Genomic DNA, 26,188 nt, shown 5'->3' on the forward strand with positions numbered 1-26,188 from the left:
ATCAGGAGGACCGCCTAGCTGTACAACTCGGCGGCCCGCCGTTCGAACGCGCGGACGATCCGCTGCATTGCCTCGTTGAACACGACCCCGATGATGCCCTGCAACACGCGGTTGCGAAACTCGAAATCGACAAAGAACGACACGTCGCAGCCGCCTTCAGTGTCCGAAAACGCCCAGTTCGATTTCATATAGCGAAACGGACCGTCCAGATATTCGGTGTCGATCTTGTGCGCATCCGGCCACAGCACCACGCGGCTGGTGAACCGTTCGCGGAACACCTTGAAGCTGATGACCAGATCGGCCTCCATCACCGTGTGATCGCCCTGATCGGTGGTCGATTTCACGCGCGCGGCGGCACACCACGGCAGGAACTGCGGGTAAGACCCGACATCGGCCACCAGATCATACATCTGTTGGGCGGTATAAGGCAGGAAACGGGTTTCGGAATGTGTCGGCATCACGCTATGAGTTATGGCAAGGGTTCAGACCCATGTGTTACGAAACAGTCCTGAGTTCAAGGGGAACACCATGCCAGACCGGCCTTATGTGATTGATCAGATGATCTCGGCCAAGAGTATTGCCGCGCGGATCGAAGAGCTGTGCACCGAGATTCAGGCGGAATTCAACGGCACCGACAAGCTGGTGGTCGTGGGCCTGCTGCGCGGGTCGTTCGTGTTCATTGCGGACCTGGTGCGCGAGCTGGACCTGCCGATCGAGGTCGATTTTCTTGAAGCGTCCTCTTACGGCGACGCCATGGAATCCAGCCGCGAGGTGCGTATCCTCAAGGACCTGCGCGGCGCCATCGAAGGCCGCGACGTGCTGGTGGTCGAGGACATCGTCGACACCGGCCACACGCTGCACCACGTGGTCAACCTGCTGCGTTCGCGCGAGCCTGCGCGGCTGAAATCCATCGCCCTGCTGGACAAACCAGACCGACGCGAGATCGACATGAAAGCGGATTGGACCGGCTTTGAGATACCCGACGAATTTGTCGTGGGCTACGGCATCGACTTTGCCCAACGCAACCGCAACCTGGGCTATATCGGCAAGGTGCGGTTCACATGAACCCGATCTGGTTCGTGCGCATGGCCCGCTGGGCACGCAACCCGCCATCGTCGGCGCGGGTGAAGCTGGTGTTCGGGGTTATCGCGGTGTTGCTGATGATCTGGGGCGTTGAGAAACTGGGCTGGTGGCCCGACTGGGCCACGGCGACGCGCGCGCGGCCCTGACATCTGGGGGGGGACGCTGGCGCGTCTACCCTTATTTTTTGGGCAAGATGAAGATCAGGCACCTGCGCGGCGCATACCCGGAATGCCGCCCAGTGCCACCGCCAGACCCGTTGTGGCCAGCACCGCGCCCAGCCATTCGGGGGCCGTGGGCACCTCGCCCGCCAGTGGAATGCCCATGATCAGCGCCACGGCGGGCACAACGGCAGGAAACAGCGCGGCAGAACCGACGCCCAGCAGCGCCACCGACCGCGCATAGGCGACCATTGCCAGCACGCCCGCCATCACGCCGTGCACCACGATTTGCAGGATCAGGGTTTCGGTGGGCAATGCGGCCAGACGGTCAAAGGTGCCGAACAGCAGCACACCGGGCACCACAACCACCGCCGACAGCACCGAGGCCACCGCCGTCGCCGCAATCGCGCCCAGTTGCCACAGGCGCAGCAAAATCGTGAAGCCCGCCCAGCAGCCGCCCGCCGCCATGAACATCAGTTGCCCCTTCCACGCACCCGGCGCGCCGGACGTGGACCCCGCCAGCGCAATCAACGCGATGCCGCCCAGCACCATAACGATGCCGGCAATGCGGGCCGCGTGCAGCTTTTCCCCCAGAAACAGGATCGCGATGCCCGTCGCCACCAAAGCGGCCGTCGACGGCTGTATCACCGCCCCGTGGGCCAGCGGCGCGAACAGAAAACCACCCGCGCCGAACATCAGAAACAGCGGCCCGACCATCAGCGCCAGCACAATGCCGCGCCTCCAGCCGACACCACCCAGATCGCCCAGCCCCTTGCGCACCAGCCATGGCAACAGGATCAGCCCCGCAACGCCATAGCGCAGCACGATGACATCAATGGGCAGCAATCCCGTCTGCGCCGCCTGTCGGGCATAAACGAAATACAGCGCCCACATGACCACGGCAGCCAGACCGAAGAAAACCCCGATCAGCCGAACCCGTGCCGCAGCACCTTCGGGGTTATCCAAACTTGGCCAGCCGCGCCGCCCGCAACCGCGCAAAGTCGTCGCCCGCATGGTAGGACGAACGGGTCAGCGGCGTGGCCGATACCATCAGGAACCCCTTGCCGTAGGCGGATTTTTCATAAGCTGCGAATTCGTCGGGGTGCACAAAACGGTCAACCCGGTGGTGTTTCGGCGTGGGTTGCAAATATTGCCCGATGGTCAAAAAGTCGATGTCGGCGGCGCGCATGTCTTCCATCACCTGAATAACCGACTGCCGGTCTTCGCCCAGGCCCACCATGATGCCCGATTTGGTGAACATCGTGGGGTCCAGTTCTTTGACCCGCTGCAACAGACGCAAGCTGTGGAAATAGCGCGCACCGGGGCGCACTTCGGGGTAGAGGCCCGGCACGGTTTCCAGGTTGTGGTTGAACACATCGGGGCGCGCCTCGACCACGACTTCCAAGACGGACGGATCGCAACGGATAAAGTCCGGCGTCAGGATCTCGATGGTGGTGCCGGGGCTGCGGTGGCGGATGGCGCGGATGGTCTGGGCGAAATGGTCGGCCCCGCCATCGGTCACGTCATCGCGGTCCACGCTGGTGATGACCACATGGTTCAGCCCCAGTTTTTCAACCGCATGAGCCACGCGGCCCGGCTCGAAAGCGTCCAGCGCCTCGGGCGGTTTGCCGGTGGCGATGTTGCAGAATGTGCAGGCGCGGGTACAGACCTCGCCCATGATCATCATGGTGGCGTGGCCTTGGGACCAGCATTCACCAACGTTGGGGCACCCCGCCTCTTCACACACCGTGGTCAGGTTGTTGTCGCGCATGATCTTGCGCGTGTCGGCATAGCCCTTGCCGCCCGGCGCCTTGACGCGAATCCAGTCGGGTTTCTTCGGCTGCGGATTGTCGGGGCGACGCGCCTTTTCAGGGTGGCGTTGCTCGGGGATTTTCAGATCGCGCATCAGACATCGCTTTCGGCAGATGGTTTAACGTTGAACAGTCTATAACATAAGGGATTGCGGAATGAACACCAGCCTGCGCATGGCAGCTATGTTTAAGGCCAAGATGCACTATTGCGCCGCTGATGCGATCAAATTTTCCTGCTTTTTCAGAGCCTCGCAGAAAAACACGATTATTTTAGTGGGATATAGCGCCTGCCCTATTTCACCCCGCGCCCGCTTAGTTTAGATTGATTCTAGAAAGGCCCGCACGCCTGCCGGGTCGGATCACACAACGCGATATTTCGAAACAGATCGGAGACTGCACCATGGACGGCGAAATGAAATGCCCCTTCAACAGCAAGAAACAAGTGACCAACCGTGATTGGTGGCCCGATGCGCTGAACCTGAAAGTGCTGAGCCAGCATTCGTCGCTGGTGAACCCGCTGGGCGAAGAGTTTGATTACGCCGCTGCCTTTGGCACGCTTGATCTGGACGCGGTCAAACAGGACATTTTCGCGCTGATGACCGACAGCCAGCCGTGGTGGCCTGCGGACTATGGCCATTATGGCCCGCTGTTCATCCGCATGGCATGGCACAGCGCAGGCACCTACCGTTCGGCCGATGGCCGTGGCGGTGCCTCGACCGGTAACCAGCGGTTCGCGCCGCTGAACTCGTGGCCCGACAACGGCAACCTGGACAAGGCGCGCCGCCTGCTGTGGCCGATCAAGAAGAAATACGGCAACGCCCTGTCCTGGGCCGACCTGATGATCCTTGCGGGCAACTGCGCCATCGAATCGATGGGCGGCAAGGTGTTCGGCTTTGGCGGCGGTCGCGTGGACATTTACGAGCCCGAGGAAGACATCCACTGGGGTGCGGAAACCGAATGGCTGGCGACATCCGACAAGGAAGGCACGCGCTACGGCGAGAACCGCCTGTTGGACAACCCGCTGGCCGCGGTGCAGATGGGTCTGATCTATGTGAACCCCGAAGGGCCGGACGGCAATCCCGACCCTATCGCATCGGGCTTTGACGTGCGCGACACGTTCAGCCGCATGGGCATGGAAGACGACGAAACCGTGGCATTGGTCGCGGGTGGTCACACCTTCGGCAAGGCGCACGGCGCGGGCGATCCGGTCTATGTCGGCCCCGAGCCCGAAGCAGGCGACATGCAGCAGATGGGTCTGGGCTGGATCAACAGCCACGAAAGCGGCATTGGCGGTCATGCGACCACATCCGGCATCGAAGGCGCGTGGAAACCCAACCCGACCACATGGGACATGGGCTATTTCGACGTTCTGTTCAAATACGAATGGAAGCTGACCAAAAGCCCCGCAGGCGCACAGCAATGGACCCCCATTGATGTGGAAGAGGCCGACATGGTCGTCGACGCCCACGACCCCGACAAGAAACATCCGCCGATGATGACCACCGCGGATATGTCGATGAAAATGGACGAAGGCTTTGCCGCCATCTCGCGCCGCTTCCACGCCGACCCCGAGCTGTTCGCCGACGCCTTTGCCCGCGCGTGGTTCAAGCTGACCCACCGCGACATGGGGCCAAAAGCGCGCTATCTGGGCAAAGACGTGCCCGCCGAGGATCTGCTGTGGCAGGACCCGCTGCCCAAGGCGACATTCGCGCCGCTGGGTGATGCGGACATTGCCAAGCTGAAGTCGGACATCCTGGCCACCGGCCTGTCGGTGTCGGAACTGGTGTCGGTCGCCTGGGCCTCGGCCTCGACCTATCGCGGGTCGGATCACCGGGGCGGCGCCAATGGCGCACGCATCCGTCTGGCACCGCAAAAAGACTGGACCGTCAACGAACCGGCCAAGCTGGACAAGGTGCTGAAAGCGCTGGAAGGCGTGCAATCGGCGTTCAACAGCGGCGACAAGGGCGTGTCGATGGCCGATCTGATCGTGCTGGGCGGTGTGGCTGCCATTGAAAAGGCCGCCGCAGACGCAGGCCACAAGGTCGACGTGCCGTTCACGCCGGGCCGCGTGGACGCGACACAGGATCAGACCGACATCGACGGCATGAACCTGTTGGAACCGATGGCCGACGGCTATCGCAACTATGTGGCCGACGGCATCACCGTGAAGGCGGAAAAGCTTCTGATCGACCGCACACAACTGCTGAACCTGACAGCGCCCGAGATGACCGTTCTGATCGGTGGTCTGCGCGTGCTGGGGGCCAACTATGGCGACAGCAAAGCGGGCGTGATGACAGACCGTCCCGGCCAGTTGACAAACGACTTCTTTGCCAACCTGCTGGATATGAACATCCGCTGGGGCGCATCGAACGACGAACAGTCGGCTTTTGAAGGCACCGATGCCAACAGCGGCAAGGTTGTCTGGACCGGAACCCGCGCCGATCTGGCATTCGGCTCGCACGCACAGTTGCGCGCGCTGGCGGAAATCTATGGTCAGGACGATGCGGCACCGCGCTTTGTGCAGGACTTTGTCGCCGCCTGGACCAAGGTGATGAACGCAGACCGTTTCGATCTGGCCTAAGCGTCACAGATGCCAATCATGGGGCGTTCCGGTTCACCACCGGGGCGCCCTTTTTCTTTGGGTGTTCTCACGTTTCGCGGATGGCTACGCCTAGCCGATCAACCCGCCACCCGCGCCCGTCACGGCGTCATAATGCCGCTTCAGCCGCATCAGCGCGATCCGCAGCACGATCTTGCCCGACCGTGCCGACCAGCCCAGCCGCTTTTCTGCCGTCTCCAGCCCTTCCAGATAGCAGCAACACCGCAGCACCACATCGGACAACCCCGGTCCCAGATCGCCCAGCGCCGCCGACACGCGCGCACGTGCTGCATCAGGGCCGCTGCCAACACCGCCATCGGCGGCACCGCTGCCCCGCACGCCGCCGGTCAGGAAGCCATCCCAGTTTTGCGCCACCTTCGGCCCCATATTGGCCAGCTCGAAATCCTCGCGCAGCCGTTCGCCCGCGCGCACCAGTTCGGTGCTTAGAAATTGCGATCCGTCCTTGTCGCGCCGCCGCGCCAGCGCGGTCAAAGGCGATTCAGACAGGCCGTAGCGCATGCGCCGCGCGGCGCTGCTGTCGTGGTCAGCGCCTGATACACACTCTGCTGCCACAGGGCGTGCGCCCGCAAAAGGCAACGATGCTTCGGCAAACCCGTCGGCCAATTCGGCCTCGCCCGCTTCGTCGATCATCCGCGCCAGCGCCTGACGGCCCATCGCCGTGATACGGTAGCGTATGATGCGCCCCTGCCCGTCCGGTGTGATCCAGTCCTTCAGCGCCATCGCCTCGGCCACGGTCCGGTCGACCACCGCCGTGCGCGTGGTTCCGTCGCGCACCACCACGGCCTTGTCCATATCGCCCGCAACAGCCAGCACCGCACCCTTTTCACACATGCGCCGCAGCACCCGCCGCGCGTCCTGCGTCAGCGGATCGGCATCGGGCGTGTCGTGTTTCCTGTAGATCTGGTTCATATTCAGAGCGTCCCCATGTTCAAAATCACATTCTTCGACAGCATCTGCGGCAGCGTCATTCAAACGCAGGGCAGCCTTGTCATCGGCCCCCCGGAAAAACTGCGCACCCAGCGTCTGTAGGGCAGCGTCCACCAACGGGTCGTCACGACGGCTTTCCAACCGCCTGACCTGTCGCAACACCGTTGACGCGTGACATCCTGAAATGCGGGCCAGTTCCCTGATGGTCAGCCCCGCTTCTGTATGTGCCAGATAGGTGCGCGCTGCCTTGGGCACCCACGTCGGCGTGTCGGCAATACACGACTGTTGTTCCGAAATTCGGTCCATCCTCATCTTCTTCCCCTGAGCGTCGTCTGTTTGGTTATCCACAGACTTATCCCCACAACCTTGGGATGCAGTTGTTACTCATTCCTTAACAAGTCAGTGATGGGGCAATCATTGTTTCCAAAAGATAAACTCAGGTGAAGGCGCCGTACGGTGCTTGTCCCCCCTGCGCAACACCCGCTCAGGCTGTGCCACTGTGACGATCTGTCGGCCAACACGTGCCCGATGTTCTGCCATTGCAAAGGAACCAGCCCATGCAAGATATTCTGTCGATGTTGTCTGCCATCCACCGCCCGCGCCTGCTGATGCGGGCCGCCCGTTTCGGCGCCGAGGATTACCGCCGCGAGGTGCACCTGCCGCGCCTGCTGGGATACGGCAAGCTGCCCCGCTATGGCGCGGCGCTGATACAGTTGATGGAAATGGAATCGGCGCTGAATGCCCAGCGCCAGGGGCATGACGCCACCTATTGCCTGACGCGGCACATCGAAGTGCTGATCGCGATCGTGGCCGAGGCGCGTGTGATGCGCACCGCCCAAAGCTAGGGGCGATGCGCAGGGTGTTTACATGAACGAATCGGGTTCGGCGGCCTTGCGTTTGGCCACGAACGCATCCAGCGCTTCGACGACCGCAGGGTCAATCGGCGGCTGCTGGTAGTCGTTCAGCATCTTCTCGACCCGGACCGAGGCCAGCGCCTGCGTGTCGCGCGCGCCTTCGTCCTGCCATGTCTCAAACGGCTTGTAGTCCAGCAGGTCCGATTTCCAGAAGGCGGATTTAAAGTTCGCCTGCGTATGGGCGCAGCCCAGATAGTGCCCGCCGGGGCCAACTTCGCGGATCGCGTCCATGGCTTGGGCGTTTTCGTCAATCTGCACGCCCTTGGCCAGATGGTGCAACGTGCCCAACTGATCGGCGTCCATCACGAACTTCTCGAAAGACGACACAAGGCCCCCTTCCAGCCATCCGCAAGCGTGCAACATAAAGTTCACGCCCGACAGCAGGCCCATGTTCAGCGAGTTCGATGTCTCATAGGCCGCCTGCGCATCCGGCAGCTTCGATCCGCAGAACGACCCCGCCGACCGGAACGGCAGCCCCATGCGCCGTGCCAACTGCCCAGCGCCATATGTGATGTGTGCCGCTTCGGGTGTGCCAAAGGTCGGCGCGCCCGAGTTCATGTCGATCGAGGTGACGAAGGCCCCAAAGATCACCGGCGCACCCTTGCGGCACAGCTGGCTATAGGCGATGCCTGCCAGCACTTCGGCCAGCACCTGTGTCAGCGTGCCCATCACCGACACCGGCGCCATGGCACCGCCCACGATAAACGGCGAGATGATGCAGGCCTGATTGTTCTGCGCATAGACTTCCAGCGCGCCCATCATCACATCGTCAAAGGTCATCGGCGAGTTGATGTTGATCAGCGAGGTCATCACGGTGTTCTGCTGCACAAAGTCTTCGCCGAACAGCACGCCACACATGTCCACCGAATCCTGCGCACGGCTGGGTTCGGTGACCGAGCCCATGAACGGTTTGTCCGACAGGGTCATGTGCGCATACAGCATATCAAGGTGGCGCTTGTTCACCGGAATGTCGGTGGGTTCGCACACCGTGCCGCCCGAATGGTGCAGCCATTTCGACATATAGGCCAGCTTCACGAACTTCTGGAAATCGTCCAGCGTCGCATAGCGGCGGCCACCGGCCGCATCGCGCACGAAGGGCGGGCCATACACCGGGGCCAGCACCAGATTGCGCCCCCCCACCACGACATTGCGCTCGGGGTTGCGGGCGTGCTGGGTGTATTCGCTGGGCGCTGTCTTGCACAATTCGCGTGCCAGCCCCTTGGGGATACGCACCCGTTCGCCGTCAACGTTCGCACCGGCATCGCGCCAGCGTTCCAGCGCCTTTGGATTGTCGGGGAAATTCACGCCGATCTCTTCCAGGATCGTCTCGGCATTGGCCTCGATGATCTGCAAGGCTTCTTCGTTCAGAATCTCAAGGTTGGGAATGTTGCGTTCGATATACTTGGCTGTTTCGAACGACACTGCGCTGCGCTCGGCGCGCCGTGCGGCACCGCCACCACCACGTCCGCGCCGTCCGGTTGCTGCTGCTGTATCCGTCATGATTCCATTCCCTCATTCGTGCGGGTGCCAGTTCTGACCCGCTGATTAGCCCAGCGCCACGCCCAAACGCACGCCCTGAACGGCAGCCAAGGGCAAAAAGCGACATATCCCGTCACTGCCGCGTGTCATTGGGATAAAAATAACACCCCCGCGTTCGGCACAGCCCTGTCAGGCGCTTGCCACAGGCGGCACACAGCCTTAACAGGTTTGCATGAAACAAAGCTCCCATGACCGCCTTTTGATCATCGACTTCGGCAGCCAGGTAACGCAGCTTATTGCGCGTCGCCTGCGCGAACTGAACGTCTATTGCGAAATCCACCCGTTCAACACCGTAACGGATGACTTCCTGAAAGAATTCGCGCCCAAGGCCGTGATTTTTTCGGGCGGCCCGTCGTCGGTGTTTGCCGAGGGCGCGCCGATGCCGCCCATGTCGGTCTTTGACCTTGGCGTGCCGATCCTTGGCATTTGCTACGGCCAGCAGGTGATGATGCATTGCCTGGGCGGCAAGGTCGAACGCGGCCACGGCACCGCCGAATTTGGCCGTGCCTATGTCAGCAAGGGCGCCAAACCGCTGGACTGGCTGAACGGCTGGTTCCTGGAAGACCGCGAACAGGTCTGGATGAGCCACGGCGACCACGTCAGCGCGCTGGCCCCGGGCTTCGAGGTCTACGGCACCTCGCCCAACGCGCCTTTTGCCATCACGGCGGATGTCGAACGCAATTTCTTCGCCGTGCAATTCCACCCCGAGGTGCACCACACCCCCAACGGCAAGACGCTGTACCAGAACTTTGTCAAACTGGCCGGGTTCAAGGGCGACTGGACCATGGACGCCTACCGCGAGGAAGCCATCGCGCGCATCCGCGATCAGGTCGGCGACGGCAAGGTGATCTGCGCGCTGTCCGGCGGCGTAGACAGTTCCGTGGCCGCCGTGCTGATCCACGAGGCCATCGGCGAGCAGCTGACTTGCGTTTACGTCGATCACGGTCTGATGCGCAAAAACGAAAGCGAACAGGTCGTTGGCATGTTCCGCGAGCATTACAACCTGCCGCTGATCCACGCCGACGAATCCGAACTGTTCCTTGGCAAGCTGGACGGCGTCAGCGACCCCGAGACCAAGCGCAAGATCATCGGCGGTCTGTTCATCGACGTGTTCGAGAAATACGCCAAACAGATCGGCGGCGCGGATTTCCTGGCACAGGGCACGCTGTACCCCGACGTGATCGAAAGCGTGTCGTTTTCCGGCGGCCCCTCGGTCACCATCAAATCGCACCACAACGTCGGCGGTCTGCCCGAGCGGATGAACATGCAGCTGGTGGAGCCGCTGCGCGAACTGTTCAAGGACGAGGTGCGCGCACTGGGCCGCGAACTGGGCCTGCCCGACAGCTTTATCGGGCGCCATCCCTTCCCCGGTCCGGGTCTGGCGATCCGCTGCCCCGGCGAGATCACCCGCGCCAAGCTGGACATCCTGCGCGAGGCCGATGCCGTCTATATCGACCAGATCCGCAAGCACGGGCTGTACGATGAAATCTGGCAGGCCTTCGTTGCCATCCTGCCCGTCCGCACCGTCGGCGTGATGGGCGACGGGCGTACCTATGATTTCGCCTGTGCGCTGCGTGCGGTCACCTCGGTCGACGGCATGACCGCCGACTATTATCCGTTCAGCCACGATTTCCTGGGCGAAACCGCCACCCGGATCATCAACGAAGTGCCGGGGATCAACCGGGTGACCTATGACATCACCTCGAAACCTCCGGGCACCATCGAGTGGGAATAAACGCTTTGACAGCCCTGCACGCGGGGCTGTCTTTTACATCCAGATCAAGGCGCTAACCGAATGAACCCCATCCTCAAGGCCGCCCTCTGGATGAGCGGGTCGATAGCGTCGTTTTCGGCGATGGCCGTGGCCGGGCGCGAAGTGGCCTCGCAGCTCGATACCTTTGAGATCATGATGTACCGCAGCCTTGTGGGCGTGGTGATCGTCTGTCTGGTGGCTGGTGTCACCGGCACGTGGCGGCAGGTCAACACCCAGCAGATGGGCACGCATCTGATCCGCAACGCCGCGCATTTCACCGGACAGAACCTGTGGTTCTACGCGGTGACGTTGATCCCGCTTGCGCAGGTCTTTGCATTGGAGTTCACCTCGCCGATCTGGGTGATCGTATTGTCCCCGCTGATCCTTGGCGAACGGCTGACGTCGATGCGCGTGCTGGCGGCGCTTTTGGGATTTGTCGGCATCCTGATCGTGGCGCGCCCCGACGTGGGCGCGATCAACGCAGGCGTGGTGACCGCCGCCAGCGCCGCGATCTTTTTCGCGCTGACCATCATGTTCACCAAACGTCTGACCCGCACCCAGTCGATCACCTGTATCCTGTTCTGGCTGACCACGATGCAACTGGTCATGGGGATGGTCATGGCAGGATACGACGGCGATGTGATGCTGCCCTCAGCGACGACGCTGCCCTGGCTGACGCTGATCGGCCTGGCCGGTCTGCTGGCGCATTTCTGCCTGACCAACGCGCTGAAAATCGCACCGGCCACCGTGGTTGTCCCCATCGACTTTATCCGCCTGCCGACCATCGCTGTGGTGGGAATGCTGGTGTATAACGAAAGCATTGATATCTGGGTGTTTGTCGGGGCTGCGGTGATCTTTGCAGGCAACTACATGAACATCTGGTTCGAAACCCGCCGCCGCTGATTGCGCAGCATTCGGATCGTATCACCAAGACAGCACTGCTAGGCCCAAGGCCATGACATACCAAAAATCCATCTCCGGCCGCGCATGGGCCGAAATGCTGCTGCTGGGGCTGATCTGGGGCGGGTCGTTCCTGTCGATCCGCGTGGCACTGGACGAAATCGGGCCGCTGTGGGCCGTGGCGCATCGCACCGGCTGGGCGATGCTGGTGCTGTGGATCGTGGTGGCGCTGCGCCGTATTCCGGTGCCACGCGACCCGCGCATCTGGGGCGCGTTCGTGGTGATGGGACTGCTGAACAATGTGATCCCCTTTGGCCTGATGGCATGGGGGCAGTTGCACATCGCCAGCGGCCTGACCTCGATCTTCAACGCGGCCACCGCCATTTTCGGCGTACTGGCCGCGTCACTGTTCTTTACAGACGAACGTATGACCCCGCGGCGCGCGCTTGGCGTGGGTCTGGGCTTTGCGGGCGTGGCCACCGCCATCGGTCTGGACAGCCTGCACAGCTTTGATCTGCAAAGCCTCGCCCAACTCGCCGTCTTGGGTGGTGCGGTCAGCTATGCGCTGGCCGGTGTCTGGGCGCGCAAGCATCTGGGCGGGCTGCATCCTGTGCTGGCCGCCGCCGGAATGCTGACCGGATCAAGCCTGATCACCCTGCCGCTGGCCTGGAGCGTCGAGGGACCGATCACGTTGTCGCTGGCACCCGATACGGTGCTGGCCATCGCCTATTATGCCATCGTCGCCACGGCGGGCGCCTACCTGCTGTACTACCGCGTGCTGAACATGGCGGGCAGCGGCAACCTGATGATTGTCACCCTGCTGATCCCACCCGTTGCCATCACCTTGGGCGCGTGGGTGCGCAGCGAAACGCTGGGGCCACAGGCCTATGCAGGCTTTGCCTTGTTGGCGCTGGGGCTGGTGGTGCTGGATGGCCGCACTTGGCGCGCCATCATTGCGCGACTGGTTGACCGTAAAATCCCGCCTAGATAGCATCGCTTCATAGATTGGCCTCACATTTACAACGTTGGTCCGCAGGTGAATAACCTTGCGTAAGGCAACCAATCTTGCCCATGCGTCAACGTTGACGCAGGCCCGTTCTCTACGCTTAGTTTTATTTGTCTTCGCCAACGATCGTTCGCGAAGCAGCTTCTGGGGAGGAGTGACATGACAGTAAAGACCATCGCCATTACGGCGCTTCTTGGCTCGGCTTGTGCCGCGCAAGCGGGCGGCATCGACCGTTCGGGACAGTCCATTCAGGCGCTGTTCGAAAGCGGTCGCTATGCAGAATTCAGCCTTGGGTCGGTGTCCCCCGACACATCGGGCACGGCCGTTGCCGGTCTGGGCGGTTTCGGCTCGGGCGACATGACGTCCAGCTTCTTGCAACTGGGTGCGGCCTACAAAGCGGACATCAACGACCGTTTGTCCTATGCGATCATCTATGACCAACCCTTTGGCGCGGATGTGGATTATCCCACGGGCACGGGCTATTTCGCGGCTGGCTCCATGGCTGATCTGGACGCCCACGCGATCACCGGCCTGATGCGCTACAAGTTCGAAAACAACTTCAGCGTTCACGGCGGTATCCGGGTGCAAAGCATCGAGGCGACGGCTGCGGTGCCGTTTATTCCAAGTGGACCCTACAATGTATCAGGAGAGCGTGACATTGGGATCGGCTATGTCGCTGGTGTTGCGTATGAACGACCAGACATCGCCCTGCGGGTGGCTCTGACCTACAATTCAAGCATCAAACACGACGTTCAAACGAATGAAACCTCGGCCTTGGGCGCAAATTCTTCAATCACACAGATCGAAACGCCACAATCGGTCAATCTGGATTTCCAAACGGGCGTCGCGCAAGACACACTTTTATTTGGTGGTATCCGTTGGGTAGAGTGGTCTGAATTCGACATCACACCGGCAGATTACCAAGTCGTATCAGGAGGTGCGTCACTGGTCAGCTACGACAACGACGTGTTCAGCTATTCGCTGGGTGTCGGCCGTCGTCTCAGCGAAACATGGTCGGTGTCGGCTTCGGTCGGCTATGAAAAGTCGAACGGCGGCTTTGCCAGCAACCTTGGCCCAACAGACGGCTCCAAAAGCTTGGCACTGGCGGCGGTCTACACCAAGGACAACATGAAGGTCACCACGGGCATCCGCTATATCAATATCGGTGACGCCCAGACATCAATCGACGGCGGTGCGACCGCTGCCTCGAACTTCAAGGACAACCACGCCGTCGCGATTGGTATAAAGGTCGGCTACACGTTCTGACCTGATCCTTTTCAGGAAAACCCTGAAACCCGCAGTCCCACAGGCTGCGGGTTTTTTCATGTGACGGCAGCCGGAACTGGCGTCTTGTCCGGCGCTCGGTTAGGAACGTGGTCAAACAGATAACGGACCCTGACCGATGCTATACCCCGATGCCGCAAGCTGGCGCGACGCCCCCGAAAAACGCGTGCTTGTCTATGGCATGTCAGGCTTGGGCAAAACCCACATGTCGACGCTGCTGCGCGCCTCGGGTGACTGGTTCCACTACTCGATCGACTACCGCATCGGCACCCGCTACATGGGCGAATACATCGCCGACAACGCCAAGGCCGAAGCGATGAAAGTGCCGTTCCTGCGCGATCTGCTGTTGTCGGACAGCATCTACATCGGCTCGAACATCACCTTTGAAAACCTGTCCCCCGTCGCCACCTATCTGGGCAAACCGGGCGATCCGGCCTTGGGCGGGCTGGCCATCGACGAATACACCCGCCGTCAGGAACAGTTCCGCCGCGCCGAAATCAGCGCCCTGCGCGACACCGCCTATTTCGCCGACCGGGGCCGCGCGCTCTATGGCTATCCGCATTTCATCTGCGACACCGGCGGGTCGATCTGCGAATGGGTCGATGCCGACGACGATCACGATCCGCTGATGACCGAGCTGTCGGCAACCTGCCTGCCCGTGTGGATCAAGGGCAACGACGCGCACACCGCCGAGCTGATCCGCCGCTTTGACAAAGCCCCCAAACCGATGGCCTATCTGCCTGCATTCCTGAAACAGTGCTGGGACGAATACCTTGCGGAATCAGGACTGTCCGAAGCACAAGTGAACCCCGATACGTTCATCCGCTGGACCTATGCCCGCGCGCTGGCGCACCGCCAGCCGCGTTACGAGGCGATGGCGCGCTGGGGCGTGACCGTCACCGCAGACGAGGTGGCGGCCATGAAATCCCCCGCCGATTTCACCGACCTGATCGCCACAGCCCTTGAGCGGCGCACTTAAAACCCTATCTGACCCTTTCCAATACAAGACCGGACCCAAGCCAATGCCCATCAAGATCCCAGCCACCCTGCCCGCTTACGACGTGCTGACCCGCGAGGGTGTGATGGTTGTGGACGAGGAACTAGCCGCCAGTCAGGACATCCGCCCGCTGCGCATCGCGCTGCTGAACCTGATGCCCAAGAAGATCCAGACGGAAAACCAGTTTGCCCGCCTGATCGGGGCCACGCCGCTTCAGATTGAATTCAGCCTGCTGCGCATGACAGACCACAACACCCGCAACACCGCCGCCGAACATATGGAGGCGTTCTATCGCCCCGTGTCCGAGGTGATGGATGAAAAGTTCGACGGGCTGATCATCACCGGCGCGCCGATTGAACACCTTGATTTTAACGACGTCGGCTATTGGGACGAATTGCAGCGCGTGATGGACTGGACCCAGACCAACGTACATTCCACCTTTGGCGTGTGCTGGGGCGGGATGGCGATGATCAACCACTTCCACGGCGTGCAGAAACACATGCTGGAGAAAAAGGCGTTTGGCTGCTTCCGGCACCGCAACCTTGCGCCTGCCTCGCCGTATCTGCGCGGGTTCTCGGACGATTGCGTGATCCCGGTCAGCCGCTGGACCGAAATGCGACAGGCCGAGGTTGACGACGTGCCCGCCTTGCGCACCCTGCTGGGCAGTGACGAGGTCGGCCCCTGTCTGGTCGAGGACGTGGACCACCGCGCGCTTTATATCTTCAACCACTTTGAATACGACAGTGACACGCTGAAACAGGAATACGACCGCGACGTGGCCGCAGGCACCGAAATCAACGTGCCGATGAATTACTATCCCAACGACGACCCCAGCCAGCCGCCACAAAACCGCTGGCGCAGCCATGCGCATCTTTTGTACGGGAACTGGATCAATGAAATCTACCAATCCACGCCATTTGAACTGGCCAAAATTGGGACGTAAACTGTTGATCTGGCTCGTTGTTCTCGGTCTGGCCCTTGTGGCCACCGTGCAAATCGCGGCCCATTACCGCGAGGCACGCGCCGCGCGCACCCATCCGCCCATCGGACAGATGCTGGACGTGAACGGCACGCAGGTGCACGCGGTTGTCATGGGCCAGGGCCCCGATCTGGTGCTGATCCATGGTGCTGGCGGCAATGTGCGCGACTTTACCTTTGATTTCGCCGAACGGCTGACCGACCGCTACCGCGTGATCCTGTTCGACCGCCCCGGACTGGGCTGGACCGGCCTGCCCGATGACGCCGCCAACGGCGCGTGGGCGTCGCAAGGCACCCCGCCCCAGACGCAAGCCGCGCTGTTGCAGGGTGCCGCCGACCAGTTGGGCGTGCGCAATCCCGTCGTGCTGGGCCACAGCTTTGGCGGCTCTGTCGCGCTGGCATGGGCGCTGTCGCGGCCCGACGACACCGCCGCCGTTGTGATGGTCGCGGGCGTCGCACAGCCATGGCCGGGCGATCTGGGGCCGTTCTACACCGTTCTGGGCGCACCTTGGGGTGGCGCGCTGGTGGTGCCGCTGATCACCGCCTTTACCCCCCGCCCCTACGTCAAGGACCGCATCGACAGCATTTTTGCCCCGCAGACCGCGCCGCAAGGCTATGCCGACTATATCGGCGCAGGCCTGTCCATGCGCCGCACCACCCTGCGCGCCAATGTGCGTCAGGTGAACACCCTGCGCCCGCATATGGTTGCGATGAAACCGCAGCTGCCGACCCTGACCATGCCGATGGAAATCGTGCACGGCGATGCCGACGACACCGTGCCGCTGGCCGTCCACTCGATCCCGCTGTCGCAACAGGTGCCCGGCGCCCATCTGACCGTGCTGCCCGGTGTTGGACATATGCCACATCACGTCGATCCGCAGGCCGTTGTCGATGCCATTGACCGTGCAGCGCAACGTGCGGGTTTGCGTTAAGCGCCACGCCGCACCATATTGATGTTAATAGAAGTCACTTCAGGGGAGCACGCCGCGTGACCAAACCATTCGACGGCGCCATCAGCGCCTTTGCCGAAAGCGAAGCGCCCGAGGACATCCGCAAAACCATCGCGCGCGCCGACAAGGACGACGTGCTGTCCGACAGCTATCCGCATTCCGAACGCATGTCGCGCAAGGCCTATGACAAGCAGATGGAGCGGTTGCAGATCGAACTGGTCAAAATGCAGGCCTGGGTGCAGGAAAGCGGCGCGCGCGTGGCCTGTGTGTTCGAAGGCCGCGACGCGGCGGGCAAAGGCGGCACGATCAAACGGTTCCGCGAAAACCTGAACCCGCGCAGCGCGCAGGTGGTGGCCCTGCCCAAGCCCACGGAAAAAGAGGCCGGAGAATGGTATTTCCAACGCTACATCAGACGCTTGCCCAGTGCAGGCAACCTGTCGTTCTTTGACCGAAGCTGGTACAATCGCGGCGTCGTCGAAAAGGTTTTCGGTTTTTGCACCGATGCACAGCGCGCGCATTTCTTTCAACAGGTCCAACCTTTTGAGGAGATGCTGGTCGAGGACGGCATTCACCTGTTCAAGTTCTGGCTGAACGTGGGCCGCGAAGAGCAATTGCGTCGGATGATGGACCGCGAATCCGATCCGCTGAAGCAGTGGAAGCTTAGCTGGATCGACGTCGAGGGCCTGAAGAAATGGGACGACTATTCCACCGCCATCCGCGAAACACTGGACCGGTCGCATTCGGACCATGCGCCGTGGACCATCGTGCGGTCCGACGACAAGCGTCGCGCGCGCCTGGCCGCGATCCGCTGTGTGCTGCACGGGCTGGACTACACCAACAAGGACGCCCAAGCCATTGGCAAGATTGACGAAAGCATCTGTGGCGGACCGGACATCTGGGATGCCTAAACGCGGTTATCACCATGGCAATCTGCGGCAGGCGCTGGTCGATGCGGCGCTTGAGCTGATCGAGCTGAAGGGCCCCACAGGCTTTACCCTGTCCGAGGCTGCCAAACAGGCGGGTGTCACCCCCGCCGCTGTCTACCGTCACTTTGAGGGCCGCGAGGACCTGATCGCCGAGGCAGCGCTGCAAGGCTACGAGATATTCGCGGACCTGATGGATTACGCCTATCAGTCCGGCCAGCCCTCGGCGCTGGCGGCGTTCGAGGCCACGGGCCGCGCCTATCTGGCCTTTGCCCGCAAGCACCCCGGCCACTATATTTCGATGTTCGAAAGCGGCATCTCGATCAACCGCACGCCGGAACTGGCCGCCGCTGCCAACCGCGCGAACGGCGTTCTGGAAAAAGCCGCCAGCGACCTGTCACAACACATCCCCGCCGACAAACGCCCCCCCGCGTCCATGTTCAGCGCCCACATCTGGGCGATGAGCCACGGCGTCGTCGAACTCTTCGCCCGCAACAGCCCCGGCCGCGCCAGCCCCTTCCCCCCCGAGGACCTTCTGGAAAGCGGCATCGGCATATACTTGCGCGGTTTGGGCCTGGTGGCGCCGGATGGGTGACCCCAAAAGGTAAATCCTTGTGAAGAAAGGGCTTTCCAACCGATCAACCTTGAGTAGAAAAACCTTATAATAAGATCTCTTAAACAGGACCAATATCTTTTTCCAACGCCACGATCACCCGAAAGGATCGCCTACGCGACCTGAAACGGCGTGAACCAGGTTACTTCGATCTGAATTTTATCAAATCCGTCACGCCGGAACATCGCAGCACCTGTATTGACCTGTTGGACCACTCCAAATCGCAACTGCGACAAGATCTGTTTGCGCTGGCGCGACTGGATTTCAAAAAGAACGGTTTCTTCGTCGAATTCGGCGCCACCAACGGCGTTGATCTGAACAACACCTGGTTGATGGAAACCGCATTCGGCTGGAGCGGCATCCTGGCTGAACCCGCCCGCAACTGGCAGGCCGAACTGACCGCCAACCGTGCGTGCGCGATCGAAAAGCGCTGTGTCTGGCGCGCCTCGGGCGAAACCTTGCAATTCACCGAAGCCCCCCGTGGTGAAAACTCGGCGATTTCTACCTTTGTGTCAAAGTCTCGCAAATTGCGCGGCACATCCTACGATGTCACGACCATTTCGCTGAACGATCTGCTTGCGGAACATGGCGCGCCTGAGGTGATCGACTATCTGTCCGTCGACACCGAAGGCAGTGAATTCGACATATTGAACGCGCTGGACTTCGACCGCTGGTCGTTCCGCATTCTGACGGTCGAGCACAACTTTGCCCCGCAACGCGAAGATATACATGCCCTGCTGACTTCAAAAGGCTATGCGCGCGTATTGGAAGACGTGTCGCGCTTTGATGACTGGTACGTCAACGCTGAGGCGCGCAGCTAGGACTCTGCACGAAATTAAGGCGTCATAACCTTGATCTATCCTTGTCACACGAGGATGGCGGGGTTTGGCATTGCATGGTGCATTTCAGTACCTTAGTAAAAGACTCAATCAAAACCAGTCCTAGCAAGTCGCCAGACCAGCCAGGGACCTCCCACTGAAAGCACAATCATGACCACTAAAACCCTCATCGGTGCGGGTGTCTTCGCGACTCTTTGCGCGGGTGCCGCCTTTGCCCAAGACAACATTGCCGTTGGTGCCGATCCGATCTTTGATCCGGTTCAGGACCGCCCGGTTCTGTCGTGGAGCGCAGGCATTGCCGCCACAGCACGGTTCGCCACGTAGGACGATCTGGACCATGCCGAAAACGAACTCGAAGGCTTTTTCGAACTGGCCTATTCCGGGTTTCACGGCGGCCTGACCATCACCACCCTGTACCAGGACCCGGCGGATGACGTGGAATACGAAGCCAACCTTGGCTACGGCGCCGAATTTGGCAACGGCATGTCGTGGGATCTGACCTATGGCTATATCTGGCTGAACAACACTGATGGCCATTCCGAAGAAATCACCGCAACGCTGGCCTTCCCCGTCACCGACAGCGTTGAGGGTGCCATTGCCGTGATCGTCGACCCCGACACCGGCAAAAGCGATCAGGAATTCGCATTCGAAGCGCCCCTGAACGACCGTTGGTCGCTGGTGGGTCTGGTTGGCAACTCGGATCGTGATGACAACGTCTATGGCGAACTGGGCGCGGTTTATGCGATCAACGACAGCACCGCGTTTCAGGTTCTGTACGAAGACACCAACGACAGCGACGGCCTGTTGGGCTTTACCGTGTCGTATGAATTCGGCGGCTGATCCAGCCACCACCTGACAGACAATTGGCGCGTGATCTTGTACAGATTGCGCGCCTTTTTGTACGTAAATTCCGAAAACGAAAAAACCCGCGCCGTGGCGCGGGTTCTTCCAAGTCTTCGCGGTGTAAGCCGGATTAACGCTTGGAGAACTGGAAGCTCTTACGCGCTTTGGCTTTACCGTATTTCTTACGTTCCACAACGCGGCTGTCGCGTGTCAGGAAGCCTGCGGCTTTCAACGCGCCACGCAGCGAGGGATCGTACAGTTGCAACGCTTTGGACACGCCGTGCTTGACCGCACCGGCCTGACCGGACAGACCGCCGCCCTTGACCGTGGCAACCACGTCAAATTCGCCTTCGACACCGGCAACGGTGAAGGGCTGGGCCAGGATCATTTGCAGAACCGGACGGGCAAAGTATGTTTTCATCTCTTTGCCGTTCACGGTGACCTTGCCCGAACCGGGTTTGATCCAGACGCGGGCAACCGCATCTTTCCGTTTGCCTGTGGCATAGGACCGACCGAATTCGTCACGAACCTGCTCGCGCGGGTTCAGATCGGTTTCAGTGCCTTGCACGCCGCCGACATTTTCGGTCACTGCGGCTTGCAGATCTTCGAGTGTGTTGATTTCGTCGGCCATGCTTATGCGCTCCGCGTGTTTTTCTTGTTCATCGACTTCACGTCGAGAACTTCGGGGTTTTGCGCTTCGTGCGGGTGTTCACCGCCAGCATAGACGCGCAGGTTGGTCATGACCTGACGGCTCAGACGGTTGCCGGGCAGCATCCGTTTGACGGCCAGCGTGACCACGCGCTCGGGGTGTGCACCTTCGAGGATCTGCTCTTTGGTGCGCGATTTGATACCACCGGGGTGGCCGGTGTGCCAAAAATGCTCTTCCTGGCGCTTCTTGCCAGTCAGTTGCACTTTTTCAGCGTTGATGATGATCACATTGTCGCCCATGTCCATGTGCGGTGTGAACGACGGCTTGTGCTTGCCGCGCAGGCGGGTTGCGACGATCGAGGCAAGACGGCCCAGAACGATGCCTTCGGCGTCGATCAGGATCCATTTCTTGTCGATATCCGCAGGTGTTGCGGTAAAGGTTTTCATTGCAGGAGTTTCCTGTTTGCTGTTGCGGGCCACGCGGTGCGTGTCCCTGGTATGCGATGGGCGGGTTATATAGCACGCGCAAGCACGGTCAAGCGGCGCAAATCTTTTATAACCGTTGAAAATCAATGCCTTGCAAATAAGGTATTATTATACCCCAACGTTCAGACGTTGATTTGCTCGGGCGGGTTGTCCAACAACATGCGCAAACGTCCCACCGCGTCCTTGAAGGTCTCCAGCCGCACACCGGCGTTGATGGCAAACCGGATCGCGTGCGGGCTGCGCGCGTCGCGACAGGCGTATTCCTCGCCCGCGCGCACCTGCACGCCCTGCGCCTCGGCGGCCTGGCAAAACGCGGTGGCCCGCCAGCCTTCGGGCAGCGGCAGCCAGACGAACGGCACATTCTCGCGCCAGCGCAGGTCGTAGCGGCCCAGAATGTTCACCGCCGCCTGTACATATTGGTTGATGCCCGCCTGCACCTGCCCGGTCAGCGCCGGCAATTGCGGATGGGTCAGCAAAGCCGCCGTCAGGTCCAGAATTGGCGTCGGCAGTCCAAAAAACGCATGTTCCGCCGCACGGCGCAGCGGGGCCGCCCGCCCGTGCGGTGCGATGGCCATGCCGATCCGCAAGGCCGGTGTCAGCGATTTCGAAATCGACGAGACATACCAGCCCCGCTCCGGCGCCAGCATCCGGTAGGACGGCGCCTTGGCCGCCGCGATCTGATAGCAGTCGTCGTCGATAATTTGCAGGTCATGGGCGCGGGCCACCTCGACCAGCTCAAGCCGGCGTTCCAGCGGGGTGAACAGACAGGTGGGATTGTGCACCTCGGGCGAGGTGCAGAATACCTGTGCATCGTTCTGGGCGGCGGCACGGGCCAGCGCCTCGGGGATCACGCCGTAAGCATCCATCGCAACGGGCACCACATCGGCGCGCACCAGATCGGCAGCACGGCGGAAACCGGGATAGGACAGATCCTCGACCAGAACCGCCGGTTTGCGCCCCCTCAGCAGCGCCTGCATCAAAAGCAGGATGGCGCTTTGCCCACCGTTGGCCAGCACAACATCGCTTTGATCCATATGGCCCAACTGCGCGCCCGCCAGCCATTTCACCACCGCCTCGCGCGCAGGGCGGGCGTTGGTGCGGTCGGGATAGTGCATCATGCCGGACGGCGGATCGCGGGCAATATCGGCCAGAAGGCCACGGATCAGGTGCGCCTGTCCGACGCTGGGCAAATGCGGTGACACCATGTTCACCCGCCAGTCCTGCGCCTCGCGGTTGTGGGCGGCGCTGTCAATCTCGATCGGCGGGGCAAAGGCGGCATCGTCGTCCACAGGCGGCGCCACAAAGGTGCCCCGCCCGACTTCGGCGTTCAGCAGCCCCTCGTCCGTCAGAATTGTATAGGCACGCGCCACGGTGCCCGGCGTGATCTTGAGCTGCCACGCCAGGTCGCGCACCGGCGGCAGCCGTGTGCCTTGGGTCAATGCCCCCTCTGACACCGCCGCGCGGATGATCTGCGCCACGGCTTTGTACTTGGGCCCTGCACCGGTTGGCAGCGTGTCCGGCCAAATTGTATCCATTACAATGCTTCCATAGATTCTTTGCATTCGCCTTTGTATCAATACTCATGGCAATAACGCCAAATTGTGTCAATACAATTCATCGGAAGAACCAAAGGAGATTTCCCATGACACAGACAACTGCCCTGTCCGCCGACGCCCTGGCCCACCTGCGCGACACGCGCACGCTGCCGGTCACTTCTGTCGTTGCGATCAATCTGGCGGTTGCCCTGTCGAAATGGGCCACACGCCGCCGCACGCGCCTGGCACTTGGCCAGTTGACGCAACAGCAGCTGGACGATGTGGGACTGACCCCGCACGTGGCTTATACCGAGTCACGTCGGGTTTTCTGGCGCGCGTAACGTCCCTGTGACGCGTGACAGACCTCTTCCTTGCCGCCGGGTTCGTCCCGGCGGTCTTTTCATATCTGGCGGTTATTTCTGCGGAATCGCATAGGTCAGGCTGGCACGGGCCACGGGCGCGTCCATGCCGTGCGAATGTATCAATACATCGGTGACCGACAACAGCTTGCCCAGCTTCAGAACCGTCGCATGTGCCACCAGATCGACGCCCGCAGCCGGTTTGCGCATGAAATCAATGGAACAATTCGTGGTCACGGCCAGCGCCTTGGGGCCGACCAAAGCCAGCGTCGCCAGATAGGCCGCCACATCCGCCAGTGCGAACATCGACGGCCCCGACACGGTGCCACCGGGGCGCAAATGACGGGTGTCCACCACCAGACGGACGCGGATTTTGCCGCCCCCCACCTCTTCGACGATAAAGTCGTTGGCCACCTGATCGAACTCGACCACCAAAAAGGCCATCAAGTCTTCTGCGCTCATCACCGTTTGCATGGCTTTCCCTCTGCTCATCCCTGACCTAAGGTTCCTGTCAAACACCTGGAGGGCAAGATGGCAATTCTTGAACGTAAGGTCACGGACGGCGTGGCCCATCTGACGATGAACGCACCCGAGCGGCTGAATGCGCTGTCGGACGAAATGATTCTGGCGCTGCACACCACGCTGGACGACATCGCCGAGACGCGCAGCATCCGCGCGGTGATCCTGTCTGGCAGTGGCAAGGCATTCTGCGCCGGTCACGATCTGAAACAAATGACCGAAGGCCGCCAGAAGCCGGACGGCGGGCGCGGCTATTTCGCCGATCTGTTCAACCGCTGTTCGTCGATGATGGCGCGGGTGCAATCCCTGCCCCAGCCGGTCATCGCACAAGTCCACGGCATCGCCACCGCTGCGGGGTGCCAGCTGGTCGCCACCTGCGACATGGCCATCGCGGCGCAGGGCACACGTTTTGGCGTCAATGGCGTGAACATCGGCCTGTTCTGTTCCACCCCGATGGTGGCGCTGACCCGCAACATCCCGCGCAAACAGGCGTTCGAGATGCTGACCACCGGCCAGTTCATCGAAGCCGACCGCGCGCAGGCGCTGGGGCTGATCAACCGTGCGGTCCTGCCCGAGCATCTGGCCGCAGAGACGCAAGAGCTGGCCGATACGGTCGCGGCCAAGCTGGGGTCGGCGGTGAAAATCGGCAAACAGGCGTTTTATGACCAGTTGTCGATGACCACCGATGCTGCCTATGCGCACACCGGCGATGTCATGGTGGAAAACATGCTGCACCGGGACACCGAAGAAGGAATTGCGGCGTTTTTGGACAAGCGTGACCCACGCTGGGAGCAATAGGTGAATTTCTGCCGAACTGTTTAACTGTTTGGAATAAAAAGAGATAACCTCGAACTTCTCACTGTTTCCATTTCGGGATGGATTGTTCACGCGGAATCTCTGGCAAATCGGGCATTACTGTGTCACAAGAATGACAAGCCAAGTGGCTGAAACGATTTTGGGTCGCCGTCGGCGGAAGGTCCCTCCAGGTCAGCTCTCTCTGACCGACCATTCCCGCAGCGGCGACCCCAAAATATCCCCCTGAAAAACGAAAGCCCTAAACGCACCCCACGGCACAGGCATGTCTGCGCCCCGTTGCGCATGGCCGCGCCCTGCCCTACATCAGCCCTATGACAGATATCCTTCATATTGTGGGCGGCGGCATGGCCGGGTCCGAAGCAGCATGGCAAGCCGCCAACATGGGCGTGCAGGTCGTGATCCATGAAATGCGCCCTCAGGTCGGCACCTTTGCCCACCAGACCGGTCTGCTGGGCGAAATGGTGTGTTCCAATTCGTTCCGGTCCGACGACAGCGAACAGAACGCCGTGGGGTTGTTGCATTGGGAAATGCGCGCGGCGAACGGGCTGGTCATGGCAACGGCGGACAAACACCGCCTGCCCGCTGGCGGTGCGCTGGCCGTGGACCGCGACCCCTTTGCCCAGACCATCACCGACACCCTGATGGCGCATCCGAATATTTCCGTGGAATACGGCGAGATCACCGCGCTGCCCGACACCGGCACGTGGATCTTCGCCACCGGTCCGCTGACGTCTTCAAGCTTGGGTCAGGCGATTGCCGCCGAGACCGGCGCCGAGGCGCTGGCGTTTTTCGACGCGATTGCCCCCATCGTCTATCACGACAGCATCGACATGGAACGCGCCTGGATGCAGTCGCGCTATGACAAGGGCGAGACCGAGGAAGAGCGCACCGCCTACCTGAACTGTCCCATGGACAAGGCGCAATACGACGCCTTCATCGACGCCCTGCTGGCCGCCGACAAGACCGAGTTTCACGAGGGCGAAACGGCGGGATATTTCGACGGCTGCCTGCCGATCGAGGTGATGGCCGAACGGGGCCGCGAGACATTGCGCCACGGCCCGATGAAACCCGTGGGCCTGACCAACCCGCACCAGCCCGACGTCAAGGCGCACGCCGTGGTGCAGTTGCGCCGCGACAACAAGCTGGGCACGCTGTACAACATCGTCGGATTTCAGACCAAAATGAAATACGGCGCGCAGACCGAAGTGTTCAAGATGATCCCCGGGCTGGAAAACGCCAGCTTTGCCCGTCTGGGCGGCATCCACCGCAACACGTTCCTGAACAGTCCCACGTTGCTGGATGGCCAGATGCGCCTGCGGTCGCGGCCCAATGTGCGCTTCGCAGGCCAGATCACCGGTGTCGAAGGCTATGTGGAATCCTCGGCCATGGGGCTGCTGGCAGGGCGCATGGCGGCCACCGAACTGCTGGGCGGCACGCTGGACACGCCCCCGAACACCACTGCGATGGGCGCGCTGATCACCCATATCTCGGGTGGGGCCGAGGCCAAGACGTTCCAGCCGATGAACGTGAACTTTGGCCTGTTCCCCCCCGTTGACGGGCTGAAATCAGGCCGTCGCGGACGCAAGGACCGCTACAAGGCCTATACCGACCGCGCCAAGGCGGATTGGCAGGCATGGCTGGCCCCGCAGGGCGCGATTGCCTGACGACAGACTGGACGGTGGGGCCG

The 26,188-nt window shown here is 61.4% G+C and carries 29 protein-coding genes; 20 read left to right on the forward strand and 9 right to left on the reverse strand.

The features are described 5' to 3' along the window. Positions 1 to 14: 14 nt before the first annotated feature. Entirely contained in the window at positions 15 to 458 is a 444-nt protein-coding gene (locus AAC077_RS04540; RefSeq protein ID WP_339766943.1) for a type II toxin-antitoxin system RatA family toxin, read from the reverse strand. A 70-nt stretch (positions 459 to 528) separates the two neighbouring features. On the opposite strand from AAC077_RS04540, the gene hpt reads away from it, so the two are divergent. After that, on the forward strand, positions 529 to 1,065 hold the full coding sequence (gene hpt, locus AAC077_RS04545; RefSeq protein ID WP_339766945.1) for a hypoxanthine phosphoribosyltransferase: 537 nt from the start codon (positions 529 to 531) through the stop codon (positions 1,063 to 1,065). After that, positions 1,062 to 1,229 carry a hypothetical protein gene (locus AAC077_RS04550; RefSeq protein ID WP_339766947.1) on the forward strand — a complete coding sequence of 56 codons (168 nt, stop codon included), beginning with the start codon at positions 1,062 to 1,064 and terminating at the stop codon, positions 1,227 to 1,229. Before hpt ends, AAC077_RS04550 begins: the two co-directional genes overlap by 4 nt. A 54-nt stretch (positions 1,230 to 1,283) precedes the next feature. Here the strand turns inward: AAC077_RS04550 and AAC077_RS04555 are convergent, their stop codons facing one another. Together AAC077_RS04555 and lipA are read right to left on the reverse strand one after the other, a co-directional pair. After that, complete coding sequence (locus AAC077_RS04555) at positions 1,284 to 2,207, reverse strand: DMT family transporter (RefSeq protein ID WP_339766949.1); 924 nt, start codon at positions 2,205 to 2,207, stop codon at positions 1,284 to 1,286. Next, positions 2,200 to 3,147, reverse strand: a complete 948-nt coding sequence (gene lipA, locus AAC077_RS04560) for a lipoyl synthase (RefSeq protein ID WP_339766952.1) — start codon at positions 3,145 to 3,147, stop codon at positions 2,200 to 2,202. Before lipA ends, AAC077_RS04555 begins: the two co-directional genes overlap by 8 nt. Before the next feature lie 61 nt (positions 3,148 to 3,208). On the opposite strand from lipA, the gene AAC077_RS04565 reads away from it, so the two are divergent. Next, positions 3,209 to 3,373 carry a hypothetical protein gene (locus tag AAC077_RS04565; protein WP_339766954.1) on the forward strand — a complete coding sequence of 55 codons (165 nt, stop codon included), beginning with the start codon at positions 3,209 to 3,211 and terminating at the stop codon, positions 3,371 to 3,373. A gap of 79 nt (positions 3,374 to 3,452) precedes the next feature. Beyond that, positions 3,453 to 5,633 (forward strand): catalase/peroxidase HPI, encoded by a 2,181-nt coding sequence (katG, locus tag AAC077_RS04570; protein WP_339766956.1) that lies wholly within the window; start codon positions 3,453 to 3,455, stop codon positions 5,631 to 5,633. Between the two features lie 90 nt (positions 5,634 to 5,723). Here katG and AAC077_RS04575 read toward each other — a convergent pair whose 3' ends face one another. Next, positions 5,724 to 6,905, reverse strand: coding sequence for a DUF6456 domain-containing protein (locus tag AAC077_RS04575; RefSeq protein ID WP_339766958.1), 1,182 nt, complete (start codon positions 6,903 to 6,905; stop codon positions 5,724 to 5,726). Positions 6,906 to 7,156: 251 nt separating this feature from the next. On the opposite strand from AAC077_RS04575, the gene AAC077_RS04580 reads away from it, so the two are divergent. Next, positions 7,157 to 7,444: a DUF6477 family protein gene (locus AAC077_RS04580; RefSeq protein WP_339766960.1), complete on the forward strand. Its 288-nt coding sequence runs from the start codon at positions 7,157 to 7,159 to the stop codon at positions 7,442 to 7,444. Positions 7,445 to 7,462: 18 nt separating this feature from the next. Here AAC077_RS04580 and AAC077_RS04585 read toward each other — a convergent pair whose 3' ends face one another. Continuing rightward, a complete protein-coding gene (locus AAC077_RS04585; protein ID WP_339766962.1) occupies positions 7,463 to 9,013 on the reverse strand; it encodes a trimethylamine methyltransferase family protein in 1,551 nt (516 codons plus the stop codon). Positions 9,014 to 9,224: 211 nt separating this feature from the next. Here AAC077_RS04585 and guaA point away from each other — a divergent pair, with 211 nt between their 5' ends. The 12 genes from guaA (at position 9,225) to AAC077_RS04645 (ending at position 20,135) form a co-directional block, all read left to right on the forward strand. Then, complete coding sequence (gene guaA / locus AAC077_RS04590) at positions 9,225 to 10,787, forward strand: glutamine-hydrolyzing GMP synthase (protein WP_339766963.1); 1,563 nt, start codon at positions 9,225 to 9,227, stop codon at positions 10,785 to 10,787. A 60-nt stretch (positions 10,788 to 10,847) separates the two neighbouring features. After that, positions 10,848 to 11,708: a DMT family transporter gene (locus AAC077_RS04595; protein ID WP_339766965.1), complete on the forward strand. Its 861-nt coding sequence runs from the start codon at positions 10,848 to 10,850 to the stop codon at positions 11,706 to 11,708. A gap of 52 nt (positions 11,709 to 11,760) precedes the next feature. After that, positions 11,761 to 12,696, forward strand: a complete 936-nt coding sequence (locus AAC077_RS04600; protein WP_339766967.1) for a DMT family transporter — start codon at positions 11,761 to 11,763, stop codon at positions 12,694 to 12,696. Positions 12,697 to 12,870: 174 nt separating this feature from the next. Continuing rightward, the gene (locus AAC077_RS04605) at positions 12,871 to 13,977 is read left to right on the forward strand and encodes an outer membrane protein transport protein (protein WP_339766970.1); all 1,107 of its coding nucleotides are present in this window, start codon (positions 12,871 to 12,873) and stop codon (positions 13,975 to 13,977) included. A 136-nt stretch (positions 13,978 to 14,113) separates the two neighbouring features. Beyond that, positions 14,114 to 14,974, forward strand: coding sequence for an ATPase (locus AAC077_RS04610; RefSeq protein ID WP_339766971.1), 861 nt, complete (start codon positions 14,114 to 14,116; stop codon positions 14,972 to 14,974). A gap of 43 nt (positions 14,975 to 15,017) precedes the next feature. Beyond that, the gene (gene metA / locus AAC077_RS04615) at positions 15,018 to 15,935 is read left to right on the forward strand and encodes a homoserine O-succinyltransferase (protein ID WP_339766973.1); all 918 of its coding nucleotides are present in this window, start codon (positions 15,018 to 15,020) and stop codon (positions 15,933 to 15,935) included. A gap of 4 nt (positions 15,936 to 15,939) precedes the next feature. Then, the gene (locus AAC077_RS04620) at positions 15,940 to 16,902 is read left to right on the forward strand and encodes an alpha/beta hydrolase (RefSeq protein WP_339766975.1); all 963 of its coding nucleotides are present in this window, start codon (positions 15,940 to 15,942) and stop codon (positions 16,900 to 16,902) included. A gap of 56 nt (positions 16,903 to 16,958) precedes the next feature. Beyond that, positions 16,959 to 17,828 (forward strand): polyphosphate kinase 2, encoded by an 870-nt coding sequence (ppk2, locus tag AAC077_RS04625; protein WP_339766977.1) that lies wholly within the window; start codon positions 16,959 to 16,961, stop codon positions 17,826 to 17,828. Continuing rightward, entirely contained in the window at positions 17,821 to 18,438 is a 618-nt protein-coding gene (locus AAC077_RS04630) for a TetR/AcrR family transcriptional regulator (RefSeq protein WP_339766979.1), read from the forward strand. The genes ppk2 and AAC077_RS04630 overlap by 8 nt, the downstream gene beginning before the upstream one ends. Before the next feature lie 224 nt (positions 18,439 to 18,662). Next, entirely contained in the window at positions 18,663 to 19,277 is a 615-nt protein-coding gene (locus AAC077_RS04635; RefSeq protein ID WP_339766981.1) for an FkbM family methyltransferase, read from the forward strand. A gap of 168 nt (positions 19,278 to 19,445) precedes the next feature. Next, positions 19,446 to 19,619, forward strand: coding sequence for a hypothetical protein (locus AAC077_RS04640; RefSeq protein WP_339766983.1), 174 nt, complete (start codon positions 19,446 to 19,448; stop codon positions 19,617 to 19,619). 111 nt (positions 19,620 to 19,730) lie between these two features. Next, the gene (locus AAC077_RS04645; protein ID WP_339766984.1) at positions 19,731 to 20,135 is read left to right on the forward strand and encodes a hypothetical protein; all 405 of its coding nucleotides are present in this window, start codon (positions 19,731 to 19,733) and stop codon (positions 20,133 to 20,135) included. Positions 20,136 to 20,268: 133 nt separating this feature from the next. Here the strand turns inward: AAC077_RS04645 and rpsI are convergent, their stop codons facing one another. From rpsI to AAC077_RS04660, 3 genes are all read right to left on the reverse strand, one after another. Next, positions 20,269 to 20,769 (reverse strand): 30S ribosomal protein S9, encoded by a 501-nt coding sequence (gene rpsI / locus AAC077_RS04650; RefSeq protein ID WP_339766985.1) that lies wholly within the window; start codon positions 20,767 to 20,769, stop codon positions 20,269 to 20,271. Between the two features lie 2 nt (positions 20,770 to 20,771). After that, on the reverse strand, positions 20,772 to 21,233 hold the full coding sequence (rplM, locus tag AAC077_RS04655) for a 50S ribosomal protein L13 (RefSeq protein WP_339766987.1): 462 nt from the start codon (positions 21,231 to 21,233) through the stop codon (positions 20,772 to 20,774). Between the two features lie 161 nt (positions 21,234 to 21,394). Next, positions 21,395 to 22,807 carry a PLP-dependent aminotransferase family protein gene (locus tag AAC077_RS04660; RefSeq protein ID WP_339766989.1) on the reverse strand — a complete coding sequence of 471 codons (1,413 nt, stop codon included), beginning with the start codon at positions 22,805 to 22,807 and terminating at the stop codon, positions 21,395 to 21,397. A gap of 107 nt (positions 22,808 to 22,914) precedes the next feature. Between AAC077_RS04660 and AAC077_RS04665 the strand changes: the two genes are divergently transcribed. Further along, the gene (locus AAC077_RS04665; protein ID WP_339766990.1) at positions 22,915 to 23,148 is read left to right on the forward strand and encodes a DUF1127 domain-containing protein; all 234 of its coding nucleotides are present in this window, start codon (positions 22,915 to 22,917) and stop codon (positions 23,146 to 23,148) included. A gap of 72 nt (positions 23,149 to 23,220) precedes the next feature. Here AAC077_RS04665 and AAC077_RS04670 read toward each other — a convergent pair whose 3' ends face one another. Beyond that, on the reverse strand, positions 23,221 to 23,640 hold the full coding sequence (locus AAC077_RS04670) for a PaaI family thioesterase (protein WP_339767958.1): 420 nt from the start codon (positions 23,638 to 23,640) through the stop codon (positions 23,221 to 23,223). Between the two features lie 57 nt (positions 23,641 to 23,697). Between AAC077_RS04670 and AAC077_RS04675 the strand changes: the two genes are divergently transcribed. Both AAC077_RS04675 and trmFO read left to right on the forward strand, forming a co-directional pair. After that, on the forward strand, positions 23,698 to 24,483 hold the full coding sequence (locus AAC077_RS04675; RefSeq protein ID WP_339766992.1) for an enoyl-CoA hydratase: 786 nt from the start codon (positions 23,698 to 23,700) through the stop codon (positions 24,481 to 24,483). Positions 24,484 to 24,812: 329 nt separating this feature from the next. Further along, a complete protein-coding gene (gene trmFO, locus AAC077_RS04680) occupies positions 24,813 to 26,165 on the forward strand; it encodes a methylenetetrahydrofolate--tRNA-(uracil(54)-C(5))-methyltransferase (FADH(2)-oxidizing) TrmFO (RefSeq protein ID WP_339766994.1) in 1,353 nt (450 codons plus the stop codon). The last annotated feature ends 23 nt before the right edge of the window (positions 26,166 to 26,188 follow it).

It is taken from the genome of uncultured Pseudosulfitobacter sp. (assembly GCF_963976325.1).
In the GTDB taxonomy this organism is placed as follows: domain Bacteria; phylum Pseudomonadota; class Alphaproteobacteria; order Rhodobacterales; family Rhodobacteraceae; genus Pseudosulfitobacter.

What these genes read in the sequence shown, in the direction of transcription:
- guaA (WP_339766963.1), top strand. Translation starts at nt 9,225, where the DNA reads ATGAAACAAAGCTCCCATGACCGCCTTTTGATCATCGACTTCGGCAGC.
- AAC077_RS04675 (WP_339766992.1), top strand. Translation starts at nt 23,698, where the DNA reads ATGGCAATTCTTGAACGTAAGGTCACGGACGGCGTGGCCCATCTGACG.
- AAC077_RS04630 (WP_339766979.1), top strand. Translation starts at nt 17,821, where the DNA reads ATGCCTAAACGCGGTTATCACCATGGCAATCTGCGGCAGGCGCTGGTC.
- rpsI (WP_339766985.1), bottom strand. Translation starts at nt 20,769, where the DNA reads ATGGCCGACGAAATCAACACACTCGAAGATCTGCAAGCCGCAGTGACC.
- AAC077_RS04665 (WP_339766990.1), top strand. Translation starts at nt 22,915, where the DNA reads ATGACACAGACAACTGCCCTGTCCGCCGACGCCCTGGCCCACCTGCGC.
- katG (WP_339766956.1), top strand. Translation starts at nt 3,453, where the DNA reads ATGGACGGCGAAATGAAATGCCCCTTCAACAGCAAGAAACAAGTGACC.
- AAC077_RS04660 (WP_339766989.1), bottom strand. Translation starts at nt 22,807, where the DNA reads ATGGATACAATTTGGCCGGACACGCTGCCAACCGGTGCAGGGCCCAAG.
- AAC077_RS04605 (WP_339766970.1), top strand. Translation starts at nt 12,871, where the DNA reads ATGACAGTAAAGACCATCGCCATTACGGCGCTTCTTGGCTCGGCTTGT.
- hpt (WP_339766945.1), top strand. Translation starts at nt 529, where the DNA reads ATGCCAGACCGGCCTTATGTGATTGATCAGATGATCTCGGCCAAGAGT.
- AAC077_RS04565 (WP_339766954.1), top strand. Translation starts at nt 3,209, where the DNA reads ATGAACACCAGCCTGCGCATGGCAGCTATGTTTAAGGCCAAGATGCAC.
- rplM (WP_339766987.1), bottom strand. Translation starts at nt 21,233, where the DNA reads ATGAAAACCTTTACCGCAACACCTGCGGATATCGACAAGAAATGGATC.
- AAC077_RS04580 (WP_339766960.1), top strand. Translation starts at nt 7,157, where the DNA reads ATGCAAGATATTCTGTCGATGTTGTCTGCCATCCACCGCCCGCGCCTG.
- AAC077_RS04600 (WP_339766967.1), top strand. Translation starts at nt 11,761, where the DNA reads ATGACATACCAAAAATCCATCTCCGGCCGCGCATGGGCCGAAATGCTG.
- AAC077_RS04595 (WP_339766965.1), top strand. Translation starts at nt 10,848, where the DNA reads ATGAACCCCATCCTCAAGGCCGCCCTCTGGATGAGCGGGTCGATAGCG.
- AAC077_RS04670 (WP_339767958.1), bottom strand. Translation starts at nt 23,640, where the DNA reads ATGCAAACGGTGATGAGCGCAGAAGACTTGATGGCCTTTTTGGTGGTC.
- lipA (WP_339766952.1), bottom strand. Translation starts at nt 3,147, where the DNA reads ATGCGCGATCTGAAAATCCCCGAGCAACGCCACCCTGAAAAGGCGCGT.
- AAC077_RS04575 (WP_339766958.1), bottom strand. Translation starts at nt 6,905, where the DNA reads ATGGACCGAATTTCGGAACAACAGTCGTGTATTGCCGACACGCCGACG.
- AAC077_RS04640 (WP_339766983.1), top strand. Translation starts at nt 19,446, where the DNA reads ATGACCACTAAAACCCTCATCGGTGCGGGTGTCTTCGCGACTCTTTGC.
- AAC077_RS04540 (WP_339766943.1), bottom strand. Translation starts at nt 458, where the DNA reads ATGCCGACACATTCCGAAACCCGTTTCCTGCCTTATACCGCCCAACAG.
- AAC077_RS04610 (WP_339766971.1), top strand. Translation starts at nt 14,114, where the DNA reads ATGCTATACCCCGATGCCGCAAGCTGGCGCGACGCCCCCGAAAAACGC.
- AAC077_RS04550 (WP_339766947.1), top strand. Translation starts at nt 1,062, where the DNA reads ATGAACCCGATCTGGTTCGTGCGCATGGCCCGCTGGGCACGCAACCCG.
- metA (WP_339766973.1), top strand. Translation starts at nt 15,018, where the DNA reads ATGCCCATCAAGATCCCAGCCACCCTGCCCGCTTACGACGTGCTGACC.
- trmFO (WP_339766994.1), top strand. Translation starts at nt 24,813, where the DNA reads ATGACAGATATCCTTCATATTGTGGGCGGCGGCATGGCCGGGTCCGAA.
- AAC077_RS04585 (WP_339766962.1), bottom strand. Translation starts at nt 9,013, where the DNA reads ATGACGGATACAGCAGCAGCAACCGGACGGCGCGGACGTGGTGGTGGC.